15 protein-coding genes and 1 pseudogene are annotated in these 18740 nt (G+C 61.4%); 2 read left to right on the top strand and 14 right to left on the bottom strand.

Annotated features, from left to right (window positions below):
• Positions 1-49: 49 nt before the first annotated feature.
• From BLU52_RS15465 to BLU52_RS15410, 12 genes and pseudogenes are all read right to left on the bottom strand, one after another.
• Complete coding sequence (locus tag BLU52_RS15465) at positions 50-607, bottom strand: phage infection protein (RefSeq protein ID WP_090284569.1); 558 nt, start codon at positions 605-607, stop codon at positions 50-52.
• Positions 608-739: 132 nt separating this feature from the next.
• A complete protein-coding gene (locus BLU52_RS15460; protein ID WP_090284568.1) occupies positions 740-1432 on the bottom strand; it encodes an anti-sigma factor in 693 nt (230 codons plus the stop codon).
• Entirely contained in the window at positions 1429-1962 is a 534-nt protein-coding gene (locus BLU52_RS15455) for a sigma-70 family RNA polymerase sigma factor (RefSeq protein ID WP_090284567.1), read from the bottom strand. Before BLU52_RS15455 ends, BLU52_RS15460 begins: the two co-directional genes overlap by 4 nt.
• Positions 1963-2131: 169 nt before the next feature.
• Positions 2132-2653 (bottom strand): DUF3455 domain-containing protein, encoded by a 522-nt coding sequence (locus BLU52_RS15450; RefSeq protein ID WP_090284566.1) that lies wholly within the window; start codon positions 2651-2653, stop codon positions 2132-2134.
• A 168-nt stretch (positions 2654-2821) separates the two neighbouring features.
• Complete coding sequence (locus BLU52_RS15445; RefSeq protein WP_090284565.1) at positions 2822-4456, bottom strand: ABC transporter ATP-binding protein; 1635 nt, start codon at positions 4454-4456, stop codon at positions 2822-2824.
• Position 4457: 1 nt separating this feature from the next.
• On the bottom strand, positions 4458-5480 hold the full coding sequence (locus BLU52_RS15440) for an ABC transporter permease (protein ID WP_090284563.1): 1023 nt from the start codon (positions 5478-5480) through the stop codon (positions 4458-4460).
• Positions 5480-6544: a microcin C ABC transporter permease YejB gene (locus BLU52_RS15435; protein WP_090284561.1), complete on the bottom strand. Its 1065-nt coding sequence runs from the start codon at positions 6542-6544 to the stop codon at positions 5480-5482. Before BLU52_RS15435 ends, BLU52_RS15440 begins: the two co-directional genes overlap by 1 nt.
• A gap of 1 nt (position 6545) precedes the next feature.
• A complete protein-coding gene (locus BLU52_RS15430; RefSeq protein WP_090284559.1) occupies positions 6546-8411 on the bottom strand; it encodes an extracellular solute-binding protein in 1866 nt (621 codons plus the stop codon).
• A 146-nt stretch (positions 8412-8557) separates the two neighbouring features.
• Positions 8558-11269: a TonB-dependent receptor gene (locus BLU52_RS15425; RefSeq protein WP_090284557.1), complete on the bottom strand. Its 2712-nt coding sequence runs from the start codon at positions 11267-11269 to the stop codon at positions 8558-8560.
• Positions 11270-11478: 209 nt separating this feature from the next.
• A complete protein-coding gene (locus BLU52_RS15420; protein ID WP_041477201.1) occupies positions 11479-11880 on the bottom strand; it encodes an ExbD/TolR family protein in 402 nt (133 codons plus the stop codon).
• A complete protein-coding gene (locus tag BLU52_RS15415; protein WP_394508129.1) occupies positions 11880-12566 on the bottom strand; it encodes a MotA/TolQ/ExbB proton channel family protein in 687 nt (228 codons plus the stop codon). Before BLU52_RS15415 ends, BLU52_RS15420 begins: the two co-directional genes overlap by 1 nt.
• Positions 12567-12629: 63 nt before the next feature.
• Positions 12630-13453, bottom strand: a pseudogene (locus BLU52_RS15410) (energy transducer TonB).
• A gap of 1090 nt (positions 13454-14543) precedes the next feature.
• On the opposite strand from BLU52_RS15410, the gene BLU52_RS15405 reads away from it, so the two are divergent.
• The gene (locus tag BLU52_RS15405; RefSeq protein WP_090284553.1) at positions 14544-15167 is read left to right on the top strand and encodes a glutathione S-transferase N-terminal domain-containing protein; all 624 of its coding nucleotides are present in this window, start codon (positions 14544-14546) and stop codon (positions 15165-15167) included.
• Between the two features lie 126 nt (positions 15168-15293).
• Here the strand turns inward: BLU52_RS15405 and BLU52_RS15400 are convergent, their stop codons facing one another.
• Positions 15294-15734, bottom strand: coding sequence for a CBS domain-containing protein (locus BLU52_RS15400; RefSeq protein WP_090284551.1), 441 nt, complete (start codon positions 15732-15734; stop codon positions 15294-15296).
• A gap of 198 nt (positions 15735-15932) precedes the next feature.
• Here BLU52_RS15400 and BLU52_RS15395 point away from each other — a divergent pair, with 198 nt between their 5' ends.
• A complete protein-coding gene (locus BLU52_RS15395) occupies positions 15933-18293 on the top strand; it encodes a DNA polymerase II (protein ID WP_167359899.1) in 2361 nt (786 codons plus the stop codon).
• Here the strand turns inward: BLU52_RS15395 and BLU52_RS15390 are convergent.
• A complete protein-coding gene (locus BLU52_RS15390) occupies positions 18258-18728 on the bottom strand; it encodes a DUF1810 domain-containing protein (RefSeq protein ID WP_090284550.1) in 471 nt (156 codons plus the stop codon). The two genes, BLU52_RS15395 and BLU52_RS15390, sit on opposite strands and share 36 nt — an antisense overlap.
• Between the last annotated feature and the right edge of the window lie 12 nt (positions 18729-18740).

Below are 18740 nucleotides of genomic sequence, written 5' to 3'. Positions count from 1 at the left end.
GGCTGAGGGAGCCGGGTTTTTCTGCGGTGTTGCGCGTGCCGCCATTCATTCAAGCGTTGCGCAGTTCGTTCAAGCGATCAGCACCGCCTTCAGCGACACGACGCTCGATCAGACGATCCGAACCACCTTCAGCAACGCGACGTTCGATCAGACGATCCGAGCCACCTTCAGCAACGCGACGTTCGATCAGACGATCAGAACCACCTTCAGCAACGCGACGTTCGATCAGACGATCCGAACCACCTTCAGCAACGCGACGTTCGATCAGACGATCCGAACCACCTTCAGCAACGCGACGTTCGATCAGACGATCAGAACCACCTTCAGCAACGCGACGTTCGATCAGACGATCCGAACCACCTTCAGCAACGCGGCGTTCGATCAGACGATCCGAACCGCCTTCAGCAACGCGACGTTCGATCAGACGATCCGAGCCACCTTCAGCGACGCGGCGTTCGATCAGACGATCCGAACCACCTTCAGCCAGACGGCTTTCGATCAATTTGTCCGAGCCGTCAGCGGCGATCATTGTGTGGGCCGGGGTAGCGGCGAAAGCGTTAACTGCGAAAACCGAGAAAGCGATGCTGAGAAGAGTCTGGCGTTTCATGATGGTGTGCTCCGGGGTGTTGTTGGTTGGTATGGAGCCGATGTTACGCCCGGAATTTTTTCTGAGAACTTCATTGCCGTGATGGTGAACATCGACGCCGATGATGGTAGCGGCAACCCGCAGGACAGAGCCTTAAAGCACCTTCACCGCGCGGCCGATCGCCTGGATCGGCCCGGTCGGTTTGCCGATCGGCGAGCCATTGGCGCCCTCCAGCGTCAGCTCGAACAACTGGTTCGGTTGCAGCGGCGGCAGTTTATCCAGCGGCACCGACAAGGCCTCGCCCGGTTTGACCAGCCCCAGCGACACCGGCCCTTGCCAGCCGTCCGCTTTGGTCCAGAATTCCAGGGCCTTGTCTGCCGGTACTTCGACCACGCCGAGCGGAATCAACTGAATCTCGCGCGAGTTGCTGGCCTGGATCACCCAGCCCGGTGCCTTGTCCTGCGGCGCCACCAGCACCACCAGATAGCTCGGTTTCGGCGGGGTCTGGGTCAGCAGAATCGAACCCAATACCAGGGTTGCCGCCAACCCGGCCGCACTCAAACCGCGCCACAGCGGCAGCCGATTCCACCACAACGTTGCAGGCGCTTTTTCCGCGAGGCGATTGAGGCTGCGTTCGATGCGCGGCCACAGCAGCGCCGACGGTTGCTGCGGTTCGGCCAGATCGGTCAGCTCCAGCAGGCGCCGCTCCCAGGCGTCCACTGCCGCACGCAACTCGGGGTCGTTGGGCAAGCGTCGCTGCACCTCGATCCGCTGTTCGAACGATAGCGTGCCAAGCACGTATTCGCTGGCCAGTTCATCACGTTCCTGCGCCGATTCGCCGGTCATCCCATGCACTCCCGCAACGCATTGAGGCTGCGCTTGAGCCACGCTTTGACGGTGCCCAGCGGCGTGCCGAGGCGCGCCGAAATCTGCGCGTGGCTGTAGCCGTCGACATACGCATGCACAATGCAAGTGCGCCGCTGCGGCTCCAGCTGTTCCAGGCAACGATGGATGCGCGCCGAATGTGCGGCGGCATCGAAGCCGTCATCCTCGGTCGCCACTTCGTGATCGACGCTGAGCGGCGTTTCACGACCGTGATCGCGCAACAGGTTCAGCGCCAGATGCCGGGTCACGCTGAACATCCAGCCACGCGCCGAACCGCGCGCCGGGTCAAACCCCGCCGCGCCGTTCCAGATCTTGATGAATGCTTCATGAACGATGTCCTCCGCCAGTGCGGTGTCGCGCACCAGACGCTTGGCCACGCCGAGCAGGCGCGGGCCTTCCTGCACATACAAATCGCGCAGAGCCGCACGCTCGCCGCGGGCACAGGCAGCGAGACTGGCTTGGTAATCGAAATCGGATTCGGCTAAAGGCATGGTGTGCAATCTAGCTGACATTCGAGCAAACACCACCATCCCTTTGTAGGCGTGAGCCTGCTCCGGGCGGCGTTCCGACGATAGCGGTGTGTCAGCCGACTAATTTTTCACTGATACACCGCTATCGCGAGCAGGCTCACTCCTACATGGAATCAGGGTGAGCCGGAAGTCAGCTCGCTGCCCAGAAAATATAGTCCGCCTGATACTTCACCACTTCCTGCTTGCCCTTGTTCGCCGTCGTGCAGGCGCTGGCCGGGGCCACGCCGCCCTTGAGTGCGACGCGCTGGATGTAGCTCACGCCGCTCATCGCGCCTTTGCCTTCAGCCGGGTTGGCCTTGACCAGTTGATAAGGCAGGTTGCCCGGGCTCGAAGGCGCCACGGCCAATTGCGTGCCAGTGACTTTCGAACCGTCCTTGGCTTGCCAGGTCGCTGGCGGGCCGAAGTAGGTGCCGACCTGCTTGCCGCTGCGGTCATTGAGCACGGCTTTCGGGCCGACGAAGGTCCACTCGGTCTGACCGGCCATGTTCGGCTTGTCGCGGCATTCATAAGTGATCTCGCCGACGCCGGTGGTTTCCAGGGCGATCTTGTGGCCGTCCGGCACTTTGATGGTGTCGGGATAACTGCTCTGGGCAAAGGTCGTCGAGGTGACGGCGAGCAAACCGGTGAAGCCAATCAGCTGGGTGATGTTCATCCGATGATTCTCCGAAAAGGGTAGAGCGCTGACAGCACAAAAGTGGGCTGTTACAGGGACTACCCGTGGCGGAGGCGATTGGATGCAGTGCCTGGAAAATAAATTTCAATGACCCCCCAATCCCTGTAGGAGTGAGCCTGCTCGCGATAGCGGTGGGTCAGGCAGCACTCATATCACTGCAATACCGCTATCGCGAGCAGGCTCACTCCTACAGGGCTTTGTGTTGGGCTTTAGGGCGGAGGCGTTGAGGAGTTCCTGGGTATAGGGATGTTGTGGCGCCGCGAAAATCTCTTGCGACGATCCTTGCTCCACGACCTTGCCATCCTTGATCACCATCAAGTCATGCGCCAGCGCATGCACCACCGCCAGGTCATGGCTGATGAACAGATACGTCAGCCCGTGTTTGATCTGCAGCTGCCGCAACAACTCCACCACCTGCTTTTGCACGGTGCGGTCCAGCGCCGAGGTCGGTTCGTCGAGCAGGATCAGTGCCGGTTCCAGCACCAGTGCGCGGGCGATGGAAATGCGTTGGCGCTGGCCGCCGGAAAACTCATGGGGATAGCGATGACGGCTTTGCGGGTCGAGGCCAACCTCTTCGAGCACGCGAATCACCGCGGCTTCACGTTCGGCTTCTGTACCGATGCCATGGGTCAGCAAGCCCTCGGCAATGATCTGCTGCACCGACATGCGCGGGCTGAGGCTGCCGAACGGGTCCTGAAACACCACCTGAATCTGCCGCCGCAACGGCCGCATCAAGCGCTGGTTGAGCAGGCTCAGTTGCTTGTTGCCGAAACGGATGTTGCCCTCCGATTCAATCAGACGCAGGATCGCCTGACCCAAGGTCGACTTGCCCGAACCCGATTCGCCGACAATTCCCAGAGTCTTGCCGCGTTGCAGGGTGAAACTGACCCCGTCCACCGCTTTGATGTAGTCCTGCTGGCGGCTGAACAATGCCTTGGGCAGGGGAAACCAGACCTTCAGATCATCGACCTCGAGCAAGTTGTGCTCGTACTGACTCGGCACCGGCGCGCCGCTCGGCTCGGCCTCGATCAGCAGGCGGCTGTAAGGATGCTGCGGCGCGTTGAACAGCGTTGCGCAATCGGCCTGTTCGACGATCTCGCCGTGACGCATCACGCACACGCGCTGCGCGATGCGCCGCACCAGATTGAGGTCGTGGCTGATCAGCAGCAACGACATGCCGAGGCGTTGCTGCAACTCGATCAGCAGTTCGAGGATCTTCTGCTGCACCGTGACATCCAGCGCCGTGGTCGGCTCATCGGCGATCAACAACTCCGGCTCGTTGGCTAGCGCCATGGCGATCATCACCCGTTGCCGCTGACCGCCGGAGAGCTGATGCGGATAGGCCTTCAAACGCTGCAACGGCTGGCGAATGCCGACCAGTTCCAACAGCTCCAGCGTGCGTGCGCGGGCGGCGCGGCCCTTGAGGCCTTTGTGGGTTTCCAGCACTTCGCTGATCTGTCGTTGCACCGTGTGCAGCGGGTTGAGCGAGGTCATTGGCTCTTGAAAGATCATCGCGATGCGATTGCCGCGCAAGCCACGCACCTGCTGCTCGCTGGCGTGCAGCAAATCCACGCCGTTGTAGCGGATCGAGCCACTGCTGCTGAGGTTTTTTTCTGGCAGCAAGCGAAGGATCGAATGCGCCGTCACCGATTTGCCCGAGCCGGATTCACCGACCAGCGCCAGGCACTCGCCACGGCGAATATCGAGGTTGACCCCGTGCACCACGGGCTGCCCGGCGAAGGCGGCACGCAGGTCGCGAATTTCAATCAGGTTGTCAGTCATGTCAGCTCCGGGGATCGAACGCGTCACGGCAGGCCTCACCAATAAAAACCAACAGGGACAAAATCAACGCCAAGGCGAAAAACGCCGTCAGCCCCAGCCACGGCGCCTGCAGATTGCGCTTGGCCTGGCCGATCAGCTCGCCCAGCGAGGCGGTGCCGGCCGGCATGCCGAAGCCGAGAAAATCCAGCGCAGTCAGGGTGGCGATGGCACCGGTGAGAATGAACGGCAGGTAGGTGAGGGTGGAGGTCATGGCGTTGGGCAGGATGTGCCGGCGCATCAGTTCGTTATCGGTCAGGCCCAGTGCCCGCGCGGCTTTGACGTATTCCAGATTGCGCCCACGGAGGAACTCGGCGCGCACCACATCGACCAGCGCCAGCCAGGAAAACAGCGCCATGATCCCCAGCAACCACCAGAAACTCGGCGAGACGAAACCGGACAGAATGATCAGCAGGTACAGCACCGGCAGCCCCGACCAGATCTCCAGCACACGTTGCCCGAGCAGGTCGACCCAACCGCCGTAATAGCCTTGCAGCGCGCCGGCAACGATGCCGATCAGCGCACTGATGGCGGTGAGGATCAACGCAAACAGGATCGAAATCCGTGTGCCGAAAATCACCCGCGCCAACACATCGCGGGCCTGATCATCGGTGCCCAGCCAATTGCTCGCCGAGGGCGGACTGGGTGCCGGTTCCGCAAGGTCGTAATTGACCGTGTCGTAGCTGAACGGGATCGGCGGAAACAGCATCCAGCCGCCCTGATCCTCAATCAGCTTGTGCACGTAATTGCTGGCGTAATCCGGCTGAAACGGCAGCTCGCCGCCAAAATCGGTTTCGAGGTAATCGCTGAGGATCGGAAAGTAAAAAGCGTCGTGATAACGGATCACCAGCGGCTTGTCGTTGGCGATCAACTCGCCGCCGAGGCAAATCAGGCACAAGCCGATAAACAGCCACAGCGACCAGCGTCCACGGCGGTTGGCCTTGAACTGCGCGACACGGCGCCGGCCCAGAGGAGACAGTGTGAACATCAGGCAGTCCTCGCCGAAAAGTCGATGCGCGGATCGAGCAGGGTGTAACAGAGGTCGCCGATCAGCTTGATCAACAGGCCGAACAGGGTGAACAGAAACAGCGCGCCGAATACCACCGGATAGTCGCGCGACACCGCCGCTTCGTAGCTCATGCGCCCGAGGCCGTCGAGATTGAAGATGGTTTCGATCAGCAGTGAGCCGGCGAAAAATACTTCGATCAGCGCCGACGGCACCCCGGCCACCACTAAAAGCATGGCGTTGCGAAACACATGGCCGTACAGCACACGGCGCTCGGTCAGGCCTTTGGCCCGCGCGGTGATCACGTACTGGCGGCTGATTTCGTTGAGAAAACTGTTCTTGGTCAGAATGGTCAGCGTGGCGAAGCCGCCGATCACCAGCGCGGTGACCGGCAACACCAGGTGCCAGAGGTAATCGCCGAGCTTGCCCAACATGCTCAGCTGGTCGAAGTCGTCCGAAACCAGCCCCTGCACTGGGAACCAGTTGACGTAGCTGCCACCGGCGAACACCACGATCAACAGAATGGCAAAGAGAAATGCCGGCATCGCATAGCCGATGATGATTGCCGTGCTGCTCCAGACATCAAACGCGCTGCCGTTTCTGATTGCCTTGCGAATGCCCAGCGGGATCGAAATCAGGTAAGTGATCAGCGTCGCCCACAAGCCCAGCGACAGTGACACCGGCAGCTTCTGCACGATCAGGTCAGTGACCTTGGCGCCGCGAAAGAAACTGCTGCCGAGGTCCAGCTGCGCGTAATTTTTCAGCATCAGCCACAGGCGTTCGTGCAGTGGTTTGTCGAAGCCGTAATGGTGTTTGATTTCTTCGATCAGTGCCGGGTCCAGGCCACGGCTGCTGCGCCCGGCACCACCGACCGCCGCGACCTCGCCGCCACCGCCCATGCTGTGCCCGCCAAAGCCTTGCAGACGTGCGATGGCTTGCTCTACCGGCCCGCCGGGCGCGGCCTGCACGATCAGGAAATTCACCACCAGAATGCACAGCAATGTCGGGATGATCAGCAGCAAGCGACGGCTCAGATAACGCAACATGTCACTGGCCTCCCGCGAGCTGAGCGCGCATCTGCTGGGTGGTCAGCGGCTTGGCCGAGACTTCCCACCAGGTGTTGAGGCCTTCGTCGTACGCCGGTTGCACGGCCGGCATGCCAAAGCGGTTCTGATACACCGTCGGCGTGCCTTTGGAGTAGTAGTTGGGAATCATGTAGTAACCCCATTGCAGCACCCGGTCGAGGGCGCGGGCGTAATGCACCATGGTTTGGCGGCTGTTGGCCTGGACCAGTCCGTCGATCAGTTGATCGACCGCCGGGTCGGCCAGCACCATCGAGTTCGAACTGCCGACCTGCGTGGCACTTTGCGAGGCGTACAGGCTGTACAACTCGCGGCCGGGGGAGACGATCGGATCGCCACTGCGCGGGAAACTGGTGACGATCATGTCGTAGTCTCGGGCGTTGAGACGGTTGACGTATTGCGCCGAATCGATGCGCCGCAGATTGAGGGTGATGCCGATCTGCGCGAGGGTGCGTTTGAACGGCAGCAGCATGCGATCAAAACCGCCCTGACCGTCGAGAAAAGTGAATTCCAGCGGCTCACCGGCAGCGTTGACCAGGCGATTGTGTTGCGGCGTCCAGCCGGCTTCGGCGAGCAGCCTCAGTGCTTGCAATTGCTTGTCGCGGATGTAGCCGCTGCCGTCGGTTTTCGGCGCTTCATACACCGTAGTGAAAACCTCATCGGGGACCTTGCCGCGCAGCGGTTCGAGGATCTGCAATTCCTCGGCGTCGGGCAGGGCGGTGGCGGCCATTTCACTCTTCGGCCAGAAGCTGTTCTGACGGACGTAGAAGCCCCGCATCATCTGCTTGTTGGTCCATTCGAAATCCCACAGCAGGCTGATCGCCTGACGCACGCGGCGATCCTTGAAAATCGGGTTTTGCAGGTTGAACACGAAGCCTTGCGCGGCGGTAGGTTTTTCCGGGGCGAGTATTGCCTGCTGCAAACGCCCGTCGCGCAGGGCCGGGCTGTCGTAGCCGACGACGTAACCGGAGGAGGAAAACTCGCGGTTGTAGTCAAACGCACCGGCCTGCAACAACTGCCGAGCGACGTCGGTGTCGCCGTAGAAATTCACCGTCAGCGTGTCGAAGTTGTACATGCCGCGACTGACCGGCAGGTCCTTGCCCCACCAGTCCGGGTCGCGCTGGAAACTGATGCTGCGCCCGGCGTCGACCTTGCTCACCCGGTACGGGCCGCTGCCCAGCGGTGGCTCGAAACCGCCGCCATTGGCGAAGTCGCGGGTTTTCCACCAGTGTTCCGGCACCACGCGCATCGTCGCCAGATCCAGCGCCAGCGTGCGGTTGAGGTTGTTCTTGAAGGTGAAACGGACTTGCCGCGGGCCTTCGATCAGCACGTCCTGCACATCGGCGTACTGCTGGCGATAACTGAGGCTGCCCTTGGTCATCAGCAGGTTGAAGGTGTAGCGCACATCTTCGGCGCTGATCGGCGTGCCGTCGGCAAAACGCGCCTTCGGGTTGAGGTTGAAACGCACCCAGAGCCCGTCGGGATCACGCTCGATCTGCTCGGCGACCAAGCCGTAAACGGTGTAGGGCTCATCGAGCGAGCGGAACGCCAGCGGCGCATACACCCAGTCGTTGACCTGCACCACGGAAATGCCCTGATCGGCGTACGGAGTGATGTAGTTGTACTGGCCGATCTCCATCGACGCGCGGCTGAGCGAACCGCCCTTGGGCGCCTTGGGATCGACGAAATCGAAATGCTGGAAATTCGCCGGATACTTCGGCGCCTCGCCGTACACCGTCAGCGCATGGCTGCCGGCGGCGAGCGCCGAGGGGCCGGAGCACAGCAGCGCACTGCTCAAAAGCAGGCCAGCCATGTTGCGCAAAAAACTCATGAAATCACTCCTTAATTCCTGAATGCACACAGGTCAAAACTGTAGGAGTGAGCCTGCTCGCGATGAGGCCAAGTCAGACCCTGCAAGGTTGACTGAAAAAACGCTATCGCGAGCAGGCTCACTCCTACAGGGGGTGTGGTTTTCGGTTAGAAGTGGTAAGTCATGCGCGCAAACAAGGTGCGTCCCAGCGGGTCGGTGTAGCGCGGGTCATAGCCGCTCTGGAAGTTGTAGGCCTGGTTGGAGAACGGCGGGTTGCGGTCTAAGACGTTCTTCATCCCGGCATCGACATCCAGCACCTTGTTGAAGGTGTAGCCGGCCGACAGGTCCCACACCGAATACGAGGCCACGCGCGAATGGGTGTCGCGGTCGTAGTCGTTGTAACCGGTGGTGAAGCGGTTGGTCAGCGCTGCCCGCGCCGCGCCCAGGCTCCAGCTGCCGGTGAGGTTGTGCTTCCAGCGCGCGATCACGCCGTCACCCTGAAAGTCGCCGACCTTGTCGGTGAACGGGCCTTTGATGGTGCTCTGGAAGTCGTACTCGTCGACATAAGTGCCTTGCAGGCCCAGACCAAACTGACCGTACGGCGTATTGGGAAAGCGATAGTCGAGCGACACATCGACGCCGTTGGTTTCGACGATGCCGAGGTTGGCGTTGCCGGTAACGATGTAATCGAGTGTGCCGTCGGCGTTACGCACGAAGCGATCCTGATAGGAACCGGCCTGATCGAACACGGTGGATTCCGGGAACGGCTGGATCTGGTTGGAAATGTGAATCCACCAGAAATCCAGGCCAACCGAGAGGTTGCTGATCGGCTGATAGACGAAGCCCAGCGTCACGTTGCGCGCCTTTTCCGGGGCCAGGTCTTCGTTGCCGCCAATCTGGTTGAGGAACTGCTGACCGCAATCGCGGCCACCGTTGCCGCCCGGTTGCACCACGCCGCCGGTACACAGCACCGGGTCGTTGTAGTAGCCCTGGGTGTAAGTGATGCTGCGCGGCGAATACAACTCATAAAGCGACGGCGCACGGAAGCCTTCGCTGTAGGCGCCACGCACCACCAGCTCTTTTAATGGCTGATAACGGAACGAGTATTTCGGGTTGGTGGTGCTGCCGAAGTCGCTGTACTTGTCGTGACGCACGGCGGCGGACAGTTCGAGACTGTCGAGCACCGGTACGTTGATTTCGGCGTAGGCGGCTTTGACGCTGCGGTCACCCTCGACGCTGCCGGCCGGGTCGATACCGAGGCTCTGGATGTCGCCGGCAAATTGTTCGAAGTCCTGGTGGAATTTCTCTTTGCGGTACTCGCCACCCAAGGCCAGACCGGACGGGCCGGCGCCGAACCAGTCGCCGATCTCGCGGCTGATGCGCCCGTCGAACCCGGCCACGCGCCCCACAGCCGTGGAATAGGCACCGTGGTACGCCGCGTTATCGATGTACTGCTGACCAGCGGCCGATTGCGGGCCGAACGGGTTGAGCAAACCGCTGGCCAGACCGTCGATCATCGCCTGATCGCTGACATAACCACTGGTGACGCTGGAGACGATTTTGTTCTGGTTGTACGAGGCGCCGACGTTGTAATCCCAGCCGGCAACCAGGCCATCGAAGCTCAGCAGAAAGCGCTGACTGGTGTTCTGGTCCTTCGATTCCCGCGGGCCGGCGGCGGTTTCACGCCAGTTGACGTCGACCGGTTGCGTCGGGTCGAGGGCGAACTCGGTCGGCGCCGGGGTGATGCCGTTGCCGGGGTAGTAGGGCGACGAGCCGTCGAGGCTCAGACCGGTCAATGGTGCCGGGCCGACGGCGACGGCGTTGTTGTTGCGCGACCAGAAATATTCGAGGTTGACGTTGTGATCGTCGCCGAGCTTGCCGGTGGTCTTGCCGAAGAACGAAGTCTTCTCGGTCTGCGGCACCAAATCGATGAATTCACGGGTGCTGAAGCGGCACAAGCCGTCGCGGGCGATCAGGTTGGGACCGTTGCAGTTGCTGGCGGCCAACGGGTTGGTGGCGTTGCCGTTCTGACTGTAGTTGCCGGGGAACGCAGTGCCGGAGGTCTGATCGAGACCGCGGCCGGGGGCGTAGTCGGTGGCGAAGGAGCGGTCGTTGGCGTCGAGGTTCTGCTGCTTGTTGTAGTTGAACACGCCGAGCACGTTGAAGCGGTCTTCTTCCAGATCGCCGTAACCCCAACTGGCGCTCATGTCTTTGGTTGCGCCACCGCCGCTGTGGGTCGGGGTTTCGCCGCCGAGGGTCAACGCGCCGTCGGTGAGGGATTTCTTGGTGATGAAGTTGATCACGCCGCCGATCGCATCGGTGCCGTACAGCGCCGAGGCGCCGTCGCGCAGCACTTCCACGCGCTCGATGGCGGCAAACGGGATCATGTTCAGATCCACCGCGCCGCCCGCCGAGTTGGTGCCCGACAAGGCGTTGTTGGCCAGACGCCGGCCGTTGAGCAGCACCAGCGTCTTGTTCGCGCCGATGCCGCGCATGTCGGCGAACGAGGCGCCACCGGTGGCGGCGCCCACGGAGCCGGCACTGTTGTTGATCGACTGGCTGCCGGTGATGCGCTGGACCAGTTCGGCGGTGGTGGTCACGCCCTGTTTGCGCAGTTCATCGGCCTTGAGAATGGTGATCGGCACCGCCGTTTCTGCATCGACCCGACGAATCGCCGAACCGGTCACTTCCACCCGTTGCAGTTGCGTGGTGGGCGCGACGACCGCTGCCGCCGCCGGGACGCTGGCATTGTCATCCTCGGCCGCTTGCACGGTGCCGGCGCCCATCCCCATGGCCACCAGGTACAGCGGAACGAAACGATGGCGAGAGATCGTGACCACCAAGGGTTTGAGCGTGAAGCGTGGAGTGTTCATCAGCATGGTTGTTTCCGACTTTTATCAGACGTTATCGAAATGGCCTTGTGAGCCGCTCATTGCTCCGCTACCGGTGATACCGCGTGCGGAAAACCACTTTCTTCAAGCAAGCCGATCCCCTCCGAACACGCGTGGCGTTTTTTCGGTCGGCCGATTACGACGGGATTCGTTCAGCGGTGCGGCGCGCGCCTTTCAAGCCGCGCGCAGCACCGCATTCAGTGGGTGGTCATCACCGAGATCTTGCTGATGCCCGAGCGTTCGATGGACGCCATGGCTTTCGCCACCTGGCCGTAATTGACGGCGGCGTCGGCCTGCAACTGCACGCGGACATCGGCGTCCTTGGCCTTGACCTCCTTGAGGCTGGCTTCCAGGGACTCGGGGGCGAGTTCGGTCTTGGCCAGGTAAAACTTGCCGTCCTGATCGACGCTGACCACCACCGGGTCTTTCTTTTCGGCGGGGGCAACGGCGTCGGTTTTCGGCAGGTTGACCTTGATCGCGTTGGTCATCAGCGGCGCGGTGACGATGAACACCACCAGCAGCACGAGCATCACGTCGACCAGCGGCGTGACGTTCATTTCGCTGAGCACTTCATCGCTGTCTTGAGTCGAGAAAGACATCAGCTGGCCTCCCGCACGGCGCTGGTGGTTTTGCTGGCGATGGCCTGACGGCTGATGGAAAACGCGCTGCGCGAGGCGAGGGCGTCGAAGTCGTGGGCGAAGTCATCCATGTCCGCCGAGGCGAGCTTCAGGCGCCGCAGAAAGAAGTTGTAGATCAGCACCGCCGGCACCGCGACAGCGATACCTACACCGGTGGCGATCAGTGCGTGACCGATGGGGCCGGCGACCGCTTCGAGGCTGGCCGAACCGGTTTCGCCGATGCTTTTCAGCGCTTCCATGATGCCCCACACCGTACCGAACAGACCGATGAACGGCGCGGTGCTGCCGATGCTGGCGAGAATGGCCTGACCGTTTTCCAGCGAGCGGCGCTCCTTCTGGATCTGCTGGCGCAGGTTGCGTTCCAGGCGATCCGAGCGGTTGATGGTGTGCGCCAGTTGTTGCGTGGTGCGCGGCGAATCTTCCACCAGCAATGCCTCGAAACCGCTGCTGGCGATGCGCGCCAGCGAACCCGGGTACTGGCTGGCGTGTTCGGCGGCGGTGAGCAGGTCCGGCGCGCTCCAGAAGGCTTTGGTGAACTGTTTGTTCTGCGCTTTCTGGCGCAGGTACTGCGCCGACTTGACCAGCAGGATCGCCCAACTGACCACGGAAAACAGCACCAGGCCCCAGAGGACACCGGGGACAATCATCGAAGACAAATCGTTCATGGTTACACCTCGCTTGCGTTAATCAGTAATGAGTCGGTTGTGCCGTCACTGCGGCAATTTGAAATCGATGGTCTGGGTGGCGAAGCCGTCGATCGGCGTGTCACCGCGCTTGGCCGGAATGAACTTCCAGTTCTTCACCGCAGCGACGGCGGCGTCATCCAGTTGTGGCTTGCCGCTGGATTTGGTCACCGTCACCGAACCCGCGCGACCGTTGGCCAGCACTTGAATGCGCAACACCACGCTGCCTTCCCAGTTGCGCCGCAATGCCAGCGACGGGTATTCCGGCGGTGGATTGCCAAGGCTGGCGAGGCCGGAAATCGCTGCCGACTCTTTCACTGGCGCGGGCGCAGCGGCCGGTGCCGGCGGCGCGCTCGGTGTCGCCGGGGCAGCGGGGGCAGCCGGTTGCGGCGGGGCCGGCGGCGCTTTCGCAGGCTCGACTTTTTTCACCGGTTTGGGCTTCTCGACCGGTTTCGGTTTTTCGATCGGTTTGGGCTTCTCCACCGGTTTGGGCGGTGGCTTGACCGCGTCTTCGTCTTCCACCGGTTGCTCAGGCTCGGGCGGTGGTGGCGGAGGCGGCGGGGGGGCGGTTCCGGGGTCAGCGGTGCCGGTGGCGTCGGGCTGGTCAGCTCGACGGTCATTTCCGGAATCTGCGGCGGCGTCGGTAATGGCCCGGTTCGGGACTGCTGGAAAAACCACCAGGCTGCCCCGTGTATCAGCGCCGACACGGCCACCAGCAAGACCATCTGCTGTTTTTTCAGACCGCCGGGTTGTGAGGTATTGGCTGTGAAGGCCGGCCTGCCCGTTGGCGGCGGGACCGGCGCTTCCCGCAACGGCCCCGGCAGGGTTTTATGCTTTACCGCATCGTTCATTAAAGCTCCCTCGGGTAGATGAAGGGCAATAAGCCGCCGTCCGAACATCGGGTGAATGTTCGAGTGGGTGAATGCAACTTTCTTCAAGGTGTGCAGAAGCCGATAGTGGAACTATCCAATTAACCGGGCTTGTGCAAACTTACTAGCTCAGTGCCATTCGACTTCGATTGTTCATTAGCCATTCCATGGATGTTGTTCTGTTGCTCGAATCACTTCTGGGTGTCTCATGCCTGTTACATATTGCAACCGTTGTGCCAGATATTGCTGCAACGTAGCGCAGTTATTTCATCGGTGTTACGCGTGTCGCATTTATATAAGTTTTGTCACGATCAGGCGTTTGTCATGGCGCGCAGTGAGCCGTTACCCCGTCGGGCGGGGCTTTTTCAGAGGCGAGTCGGGCTTGACGCTTTATCCCGCGAAATAGCGAAACAGAGCGGTTGCGCGACTGCCTGTCCGTGCACGTGCTGGTGCGCGAGGAACCGATTTGGTGCGGGTCAGTGTTCTAGCGGGTCACAAGCTGTATTCCTTGTTCATGTTTAACGAAAACCGAGGTTCAAGTGCCGACAAAGTTATTCCGCTGGAACGCTTTTGGTGCAATCACAGTTGTCGGGAAGTTATTGTCCGACAATCCTCTAATTGCGCCGATTAGCGCCGCGAACAGCCAAGTCATATTTAAAAAGTAAATAGCACCTCGCTGTCGGCGAACAATGGATGGCCGACAGCGACGTGCTGTTGAAGTCAGGTAATAAAGTAAGCAGGGCGGCTGTTCGGATGAACCAGGCCTGGAGCGCACAGATAGTAGTGGCGAGTGATGCGGCAGAACGTTTGAAGATTCACGCGGTGAACTCCTTGTTGCCAGCCCGGATACGCGAACTTTTGGTTCGGTATCGCACCTTACAAGAACGCGGGTAGCGTTCGGTGATTGCTCTTGGTGCGGGATAGGCACCGCCAGCGCTGTTGTGCGAGATGTGAATTCGCAAGTCGGCAGTGCATGGGAAAACCGTGCCAGAACCGTTACACCGGCAGATTATTTCTACACCCGGGCCACAGGCATCTACTCTGTGGCAAAGGTTTTTTCGGGGGATTGGCTATGTACCAGCTCTATGGGCACAAGAATTCTGGCGCCGCGGCGATCGAGGCGGCACTGGAGTTATGCCAGATTGCTTACCGCTTCATTGATAACGAAGCCAGTGCGGAGGCCGCCGAGGCGTTGGCCAAACTCAATCCGCTGAAACAGATTCCGACGTTGCAACTGCCCGACGGCAGCGCGATGACCGAGAGCGCGGCGATTCTGATTCACCTGGGTCTGACGTTTCCCCAATCCGGTCTGTTGCCCGCCGAGGCGGCGGATCGTGATCAGGCGATTCGCGGCCTCGCCTACATCGTCAGCAACTGTTACGCGGCCATCGGCATCATCGATTACCCCGAGCGCTGGCTGATCACGCCCGATGAAGGCGCACGGCAAAACCTGATCGCCGGCGCGCGCCGACGCTTGCACTTCAGTTGGGAATTGTTTGCCGACCAGTTCTCCGCCGAGCTGTACCTGGACGACGAGACGCCGGGGGCGCTGGATGTGTTGGCGGCGGTGGTGACGCGCTGGGAGGGTAGCCGCGAGCATCTGCGGCAGACGCGACCGGGGTTCTACGCCTGGCTGCAACGCATCGACCGCCACCCGGTGCTGGCGCCGGTGTTTGCGCGACACTGGCCAACCTGAGCCCACCACGAAACCCTGTAGGAGTGAGCCTGCTCGCGATAGCGGTCTGTCAGTCGCCCAGTTTTTAGCTGACAGACCGCTATCGCGAGCAGGCTCACTCCTACAGGGGGGGCGGTGCCTTGAGATTTATTCCCCGCGGATGTACTGCTCCAGCTGTTTGATCAGCTCGGCCTGTTCGGCAATCGCTTCCTTGACCAGGTCGCCGATCGACAGCAGGCCGATCAACTGGCCGTCCTCGACCACGGGCAAGTGGCGCAGGCGTTTGTCGGACATGATGCCCAGGCAGGTGTCGACGGTCTGCTTGGTGTCCACAGTGATCACGTCCTTGACCATGATGGCGCTGACCGGGGTGCCCACCGACGAGCGCCCGTGCAGCACCAGTTTGCGCGCATAGTCGCGCTCGCTGATGATGCCGACCACCTTGTCGTCTTCCACCACCAGCAGGGCACCGACGTTTTTCTCGGCCATCTTCATCAGCGCTTCGAGCACCATGTGATCGGGTTTGATCTGGTGCACTTCCTGGTTTTTCTGATCTTTGAGCTTGAGCAGTTGGGCGACGGTCTTCATGGCGGTTACTCAGGTGTTGTCGTTGTTCACCAAGCATCGTAGACGCAGCCGCGCAGGGCAAGGTGGCAAAGCGGCAGATAGCGTGCAAAAAACGCCATTTGCCGGGTTTTTTGCGGTTCAAGCGCTGATTTATCGCCAAGGTCATTTCTGGCAATGCCGGGTAGAATGCCGGTCTATCCAGATTCCGAGGTTGCAGTGGTGGATTTACCGCAGGGCTTCGTCCTGACCCGGCATTGGCGCGATACGCCGGCCGGCACCGAAGTCGAGTTCTGGCTGGCGACCGACGCCGGGCCGCGCCGTGTGCGCTTGCCGCATCAGCCGTCGGTAGCGTTCATTCCCGCCGCACAGCGCGAAGCGGCGGAACGCCTGTTGCACGACGAAAAGAACGTCGAACTGCGCCCGTTGGCCTTGCAGGATTTCGAGCATCGCCCGGTGCTGGGTCTGTATTGTCAGCAGCACGGCCAGTTGATGCGCCTGGAAACCGCATTGAGTCGCGCTGGCGTCGATGTGTTTGAAGCCGATGTGCGCCCGCCGGAACGCTATCTGATGGAGCGTTTCATCACCGCGCCGGTGGTATTCAGCGGTACAGCCGATGCCGACGGCGTGTTGCTCAATGCCCAGCTCAAGCCCGATGCCAAGTATCGGCCGACGCTGCGGCTGGTGTCGCTGGACATCGAAACCACAGAAACCGGCGAGCTGTACTCGATCGCACTGGAAGGCTGCGGTCAGCGCCAGGTGTACATGCTCGGCGCGCCGAACGGTGACGCCAGCATCGTCGACTTTGATCTGGAATATTGCGATTCGCGCACGCTGATTCTGAAAAAGCTCAACGAGTGGTTCGCGCAGCACGACCCCGACGCAATCATCGGCTGGAACGTCGTGCAATTCGATTTGCGCATCCTCCACCAACACGCGCGACGCCTCGGTGTGCCGTTGAAAATCGGCCGTGGCGGTGAAGAGATGCAGTGGCGCGAGCACGGCAGCCGCAATCACTATTTCGCCTCGGCGGCGGGGCGGTTGATCATCGATGGCATCGAAGCGCTGCGGTCGGCGACCTGGAGCTTTCCGTCGTTCAGCCTGGAAAACGTCGCGCAGACCCTGCTCGGCGAAGGCAAGGCCATCGACAACCCGTACCAGCGCATGGACGAAATCAACCGCATGTTCGCCGAGGACAAACCGGCGCTGGCCAAGTACAACCTCAAGGACTGCGAACTGGTCACGCGGATCTTCGCCAAGACCGAACTGCTGACCTTTTTGCTCGAACGCGCCAGCGTCACCGGCCTGCCAGCGGATCGCAGCGGTGGCTCGGTGGCTGCGTTCACTCATTTGTACATGCCACTGATGCACCGTCAGGGTTTCGTAGCGCCGAATCTGGGCACCAATCCGCCGCAGGCCAGCCCCGGCGGCTTTGTCATGGACTCGCAGCCGGGGCTTTACGAATCGGTGCTGGTGCTCGATTACAAGAGCCTGTACCCGTCGATCATTCGCACGTTTCTGATCGACCCGGTGGGCTTGATCGAGGGCCTGCAACATCCCGACGACGCCGATTCGGTGCCGGGCTTTCGCGGCGCACGTTTCTCTCGCACGCGTCACTGCCTGCCGTCCATTGTGTCGCGGGTGGCCGAGGGCCGCGAGACCGCCAAGCGCGAGCACAACGCGCCGCTGTCGCAAGCGCTGAAGATCATCATGAACGCCTTCTACGGCGTGCTCGGCTCCAGCGGTTGCCGTTTTTTCGACACGCGGCTGGCGTCATCAATCACCCTGCGCGGCCACGAGATCATGCTGCGCACCCGCCAGTTGATCGAAGCGCAGGGCCACGCGGTGATCTATGGCGATACCGACTCGACCTTCGTCTGGCTGCGCCGCCCGCACGGCCAGGAGGAGGCGGCGCAGATCGGCCATGCACTGGTCCGTCACGTCAACGACTGGTGGCGTGAGCATGTGCGCGAGGAATATGGGCTGGAAAGTGCGCTGGAATTGCAGTTCGAGATTCACTACAAACGCTTTCTGATGCCGACCATTCGCGGCGCGGAGGAGGGCAGCAAGAAACGCTATGCCGGCCTCGTCGTCCGCGGCGATGGCAGCGAGGAAATGGTCTACAAGGGCCTGGAAACCGTACGCACCGACTGGTCGCTGTTGGCCCGGCAATTTCAGCAGGAGCTGTACCAGCGGATTTTTCAGCGCAAGCCGTATCAGGATTACGTACGCGATTACGTGCGCAAGACTCTGGCCGGAGAGTTCGACGAGCGTCTGGTCTATCGCAAACGCCTGCGCCGCACCCTCGACGATTACGAACGCAACGTGCCGCCCCACGTGCGCGCGGCGCGGCTGGCCGATGACTACAACGCCGAGCATGGGCGCCCGCGGCAATACCAGAACGGTGGCTGGATCAGCTACGTGATCACTCTGGCCGGCCCCGAGCCGCTGGAAGTGCGCCGCGCCGCCATCGATTACGACCACTACATCACCCGCCAGCTGCAACCGGTGGCGGATGCGATTCTGCCGTTCGTCGATGACGATTTCTCAACCCTGATCGGCGGGCAACTGGGCCTGTTTTGAGTCGAGCAGTTGCAGCGTCCACTCATCGAGAATGCCGTGGAAATACCGCTCCAGCGCCTGATCGAACACGCTGTCCGCGCCAGCGAACTGGGCGAACAGCGTCATTGAGGAATGGAATTTCAAATCGTCCGGGTGGCCGAAAATCTCATTGATCGAGCGCTCCCGCACGGCCAGCACCCATTGCGTGCAGGTGCGCAATCGTTCGCCGAGCACGGCGTGCGCCAGATAAGCCTGCGCTTCTTCGGCCGAGCCAATGGCGAAGCGTCGCGCCATCTCACTGCCGCCCAGCCCGGCGAATTGCGGGAAGACAAACCACATCCAGTGGCTGCGCTTGCGGCCTTCCCCAAGCTCTCGCTGGACGCGCTCGAACACCGGGTCTTGCGCCTGGACGAAACGTTGCAGGTTGAACGGGTCGTGCTGATCCGTGCTTCTCATCGCGAAGCCCTC

Source organism: Pseudomonas granadensis (genome assembly GCF_900105485.1).
GTDB classification, from domain to species: Bacteria; Pseudomonadota; Gammaproteobacteria; order Pseudomonadales; family Pseudomonadaceae; genus Aquipseudomonas; species Aquipseudomonas granadensis.
This window is presented reverse-complemented; position numbering and strand designations above follow the sequence as displayed.

Bases quoted from the DNA above. Each gene is read 5' to 3' on its own strand.
- BLU52_RS15450 (WP_090284566.1), bottom strand. From the start codon at position 2,653: ATGAACATCACCCAGCTGATTGGCTTCACCGGTTTGCTCGCCGTCACC.
- BLU52_RS15445 (WP_090284565.1), bottom strand. From the start codon at position 4,456: ATGACTGACAACCTGATTGAAATTCGCGACCTGCGTGCCGCCTTCGCC.
- BLU52_RS15440 (WP_090284563.1), bottom strand. From the start codon at position 5,480: ATGTTCACACTGTCTCCTCTGGGCCGGCGCCGTGTCGCGCAGTTCAAG.
- BLU52_RS15430 (WP_090284559.1), bottom strand. From the start codon at position 8,411: ATGAGTTTTTTGCGCAACATGGCTGGCCTGCTTTTGAGCAGTGCGCTG.
- BLU52_RS15390 (WP_090284550.1), bottom strand. From the start codon at position 18,728: ATGAGAAGCACGGATCAGCACGACCCGTTCAACCTGCAACGTTTCGTC.
- BLU52_RS15400 (WP_090284551.1), bottom strand. From the start codon at position 15,734: ATGAAGACCGTCGCCCAACTGCTCAAGCTCAAAGATCAGAAAAACCAG.
- BLU52_RS15465 (WP_090284569.1), bottom strand. From the start codon at position 607: ATGAAACGCCAGACTCTTCTCAGCATCGCTTTCTCGGTTTTCGCAGTT.
- BLU52_RS15405 (WP_090284553.1), top strand. From the start codon at position 14,544: ATGTACCAGCTCTATGGGCACAAGAATTCTGGCGCCGCGGCGATCGAG.
- BLU52_RS15455 (WP_090284567.1), bottom strand. From the start codon at position 1,962: ATGCCTTTAGCCGAATCCGATTTCGATTACCAAGCCAGTCTCGCTGCC.
- BLU52_RS15420 (WP_041477201.1), bottom strand. From the start codon at position 11,880: ATGTCTTTCTCGACTCAAGACAGCGATGAAGTGCTCAGCGAAATGAAC.
- BLU52_RS15435 (WP_090284561.1), bottom strand. From the start codon at position 6,544: ATGTTGCGTTATCTGAGCCGTCGCTTGCTGCTGATCATCCCGACATTG.
- BLU52_RS15460 (WP_090284568.1), bottom strand. From the start codon at position 1,432: ATGACCGGCGAATCGGCGCAGGAACGTGATGAACTGGCCAGCGAATAC.
- BLU52_RS15415 (WP_394508129.1), bottom strand. From the start codon at position 12,566: ATGATTGTCCCCGGTGTCCTCTGGGGCCTGGTGCTGTTTTCCGTGGTC.
- BLU52_RS15425 (WP_090284557.1), bottom strand. From the start codon at position 11,269: ATGCTGATGAACACTCCACGCTTCACGCTCAAACCCTTGGTGGTCACG.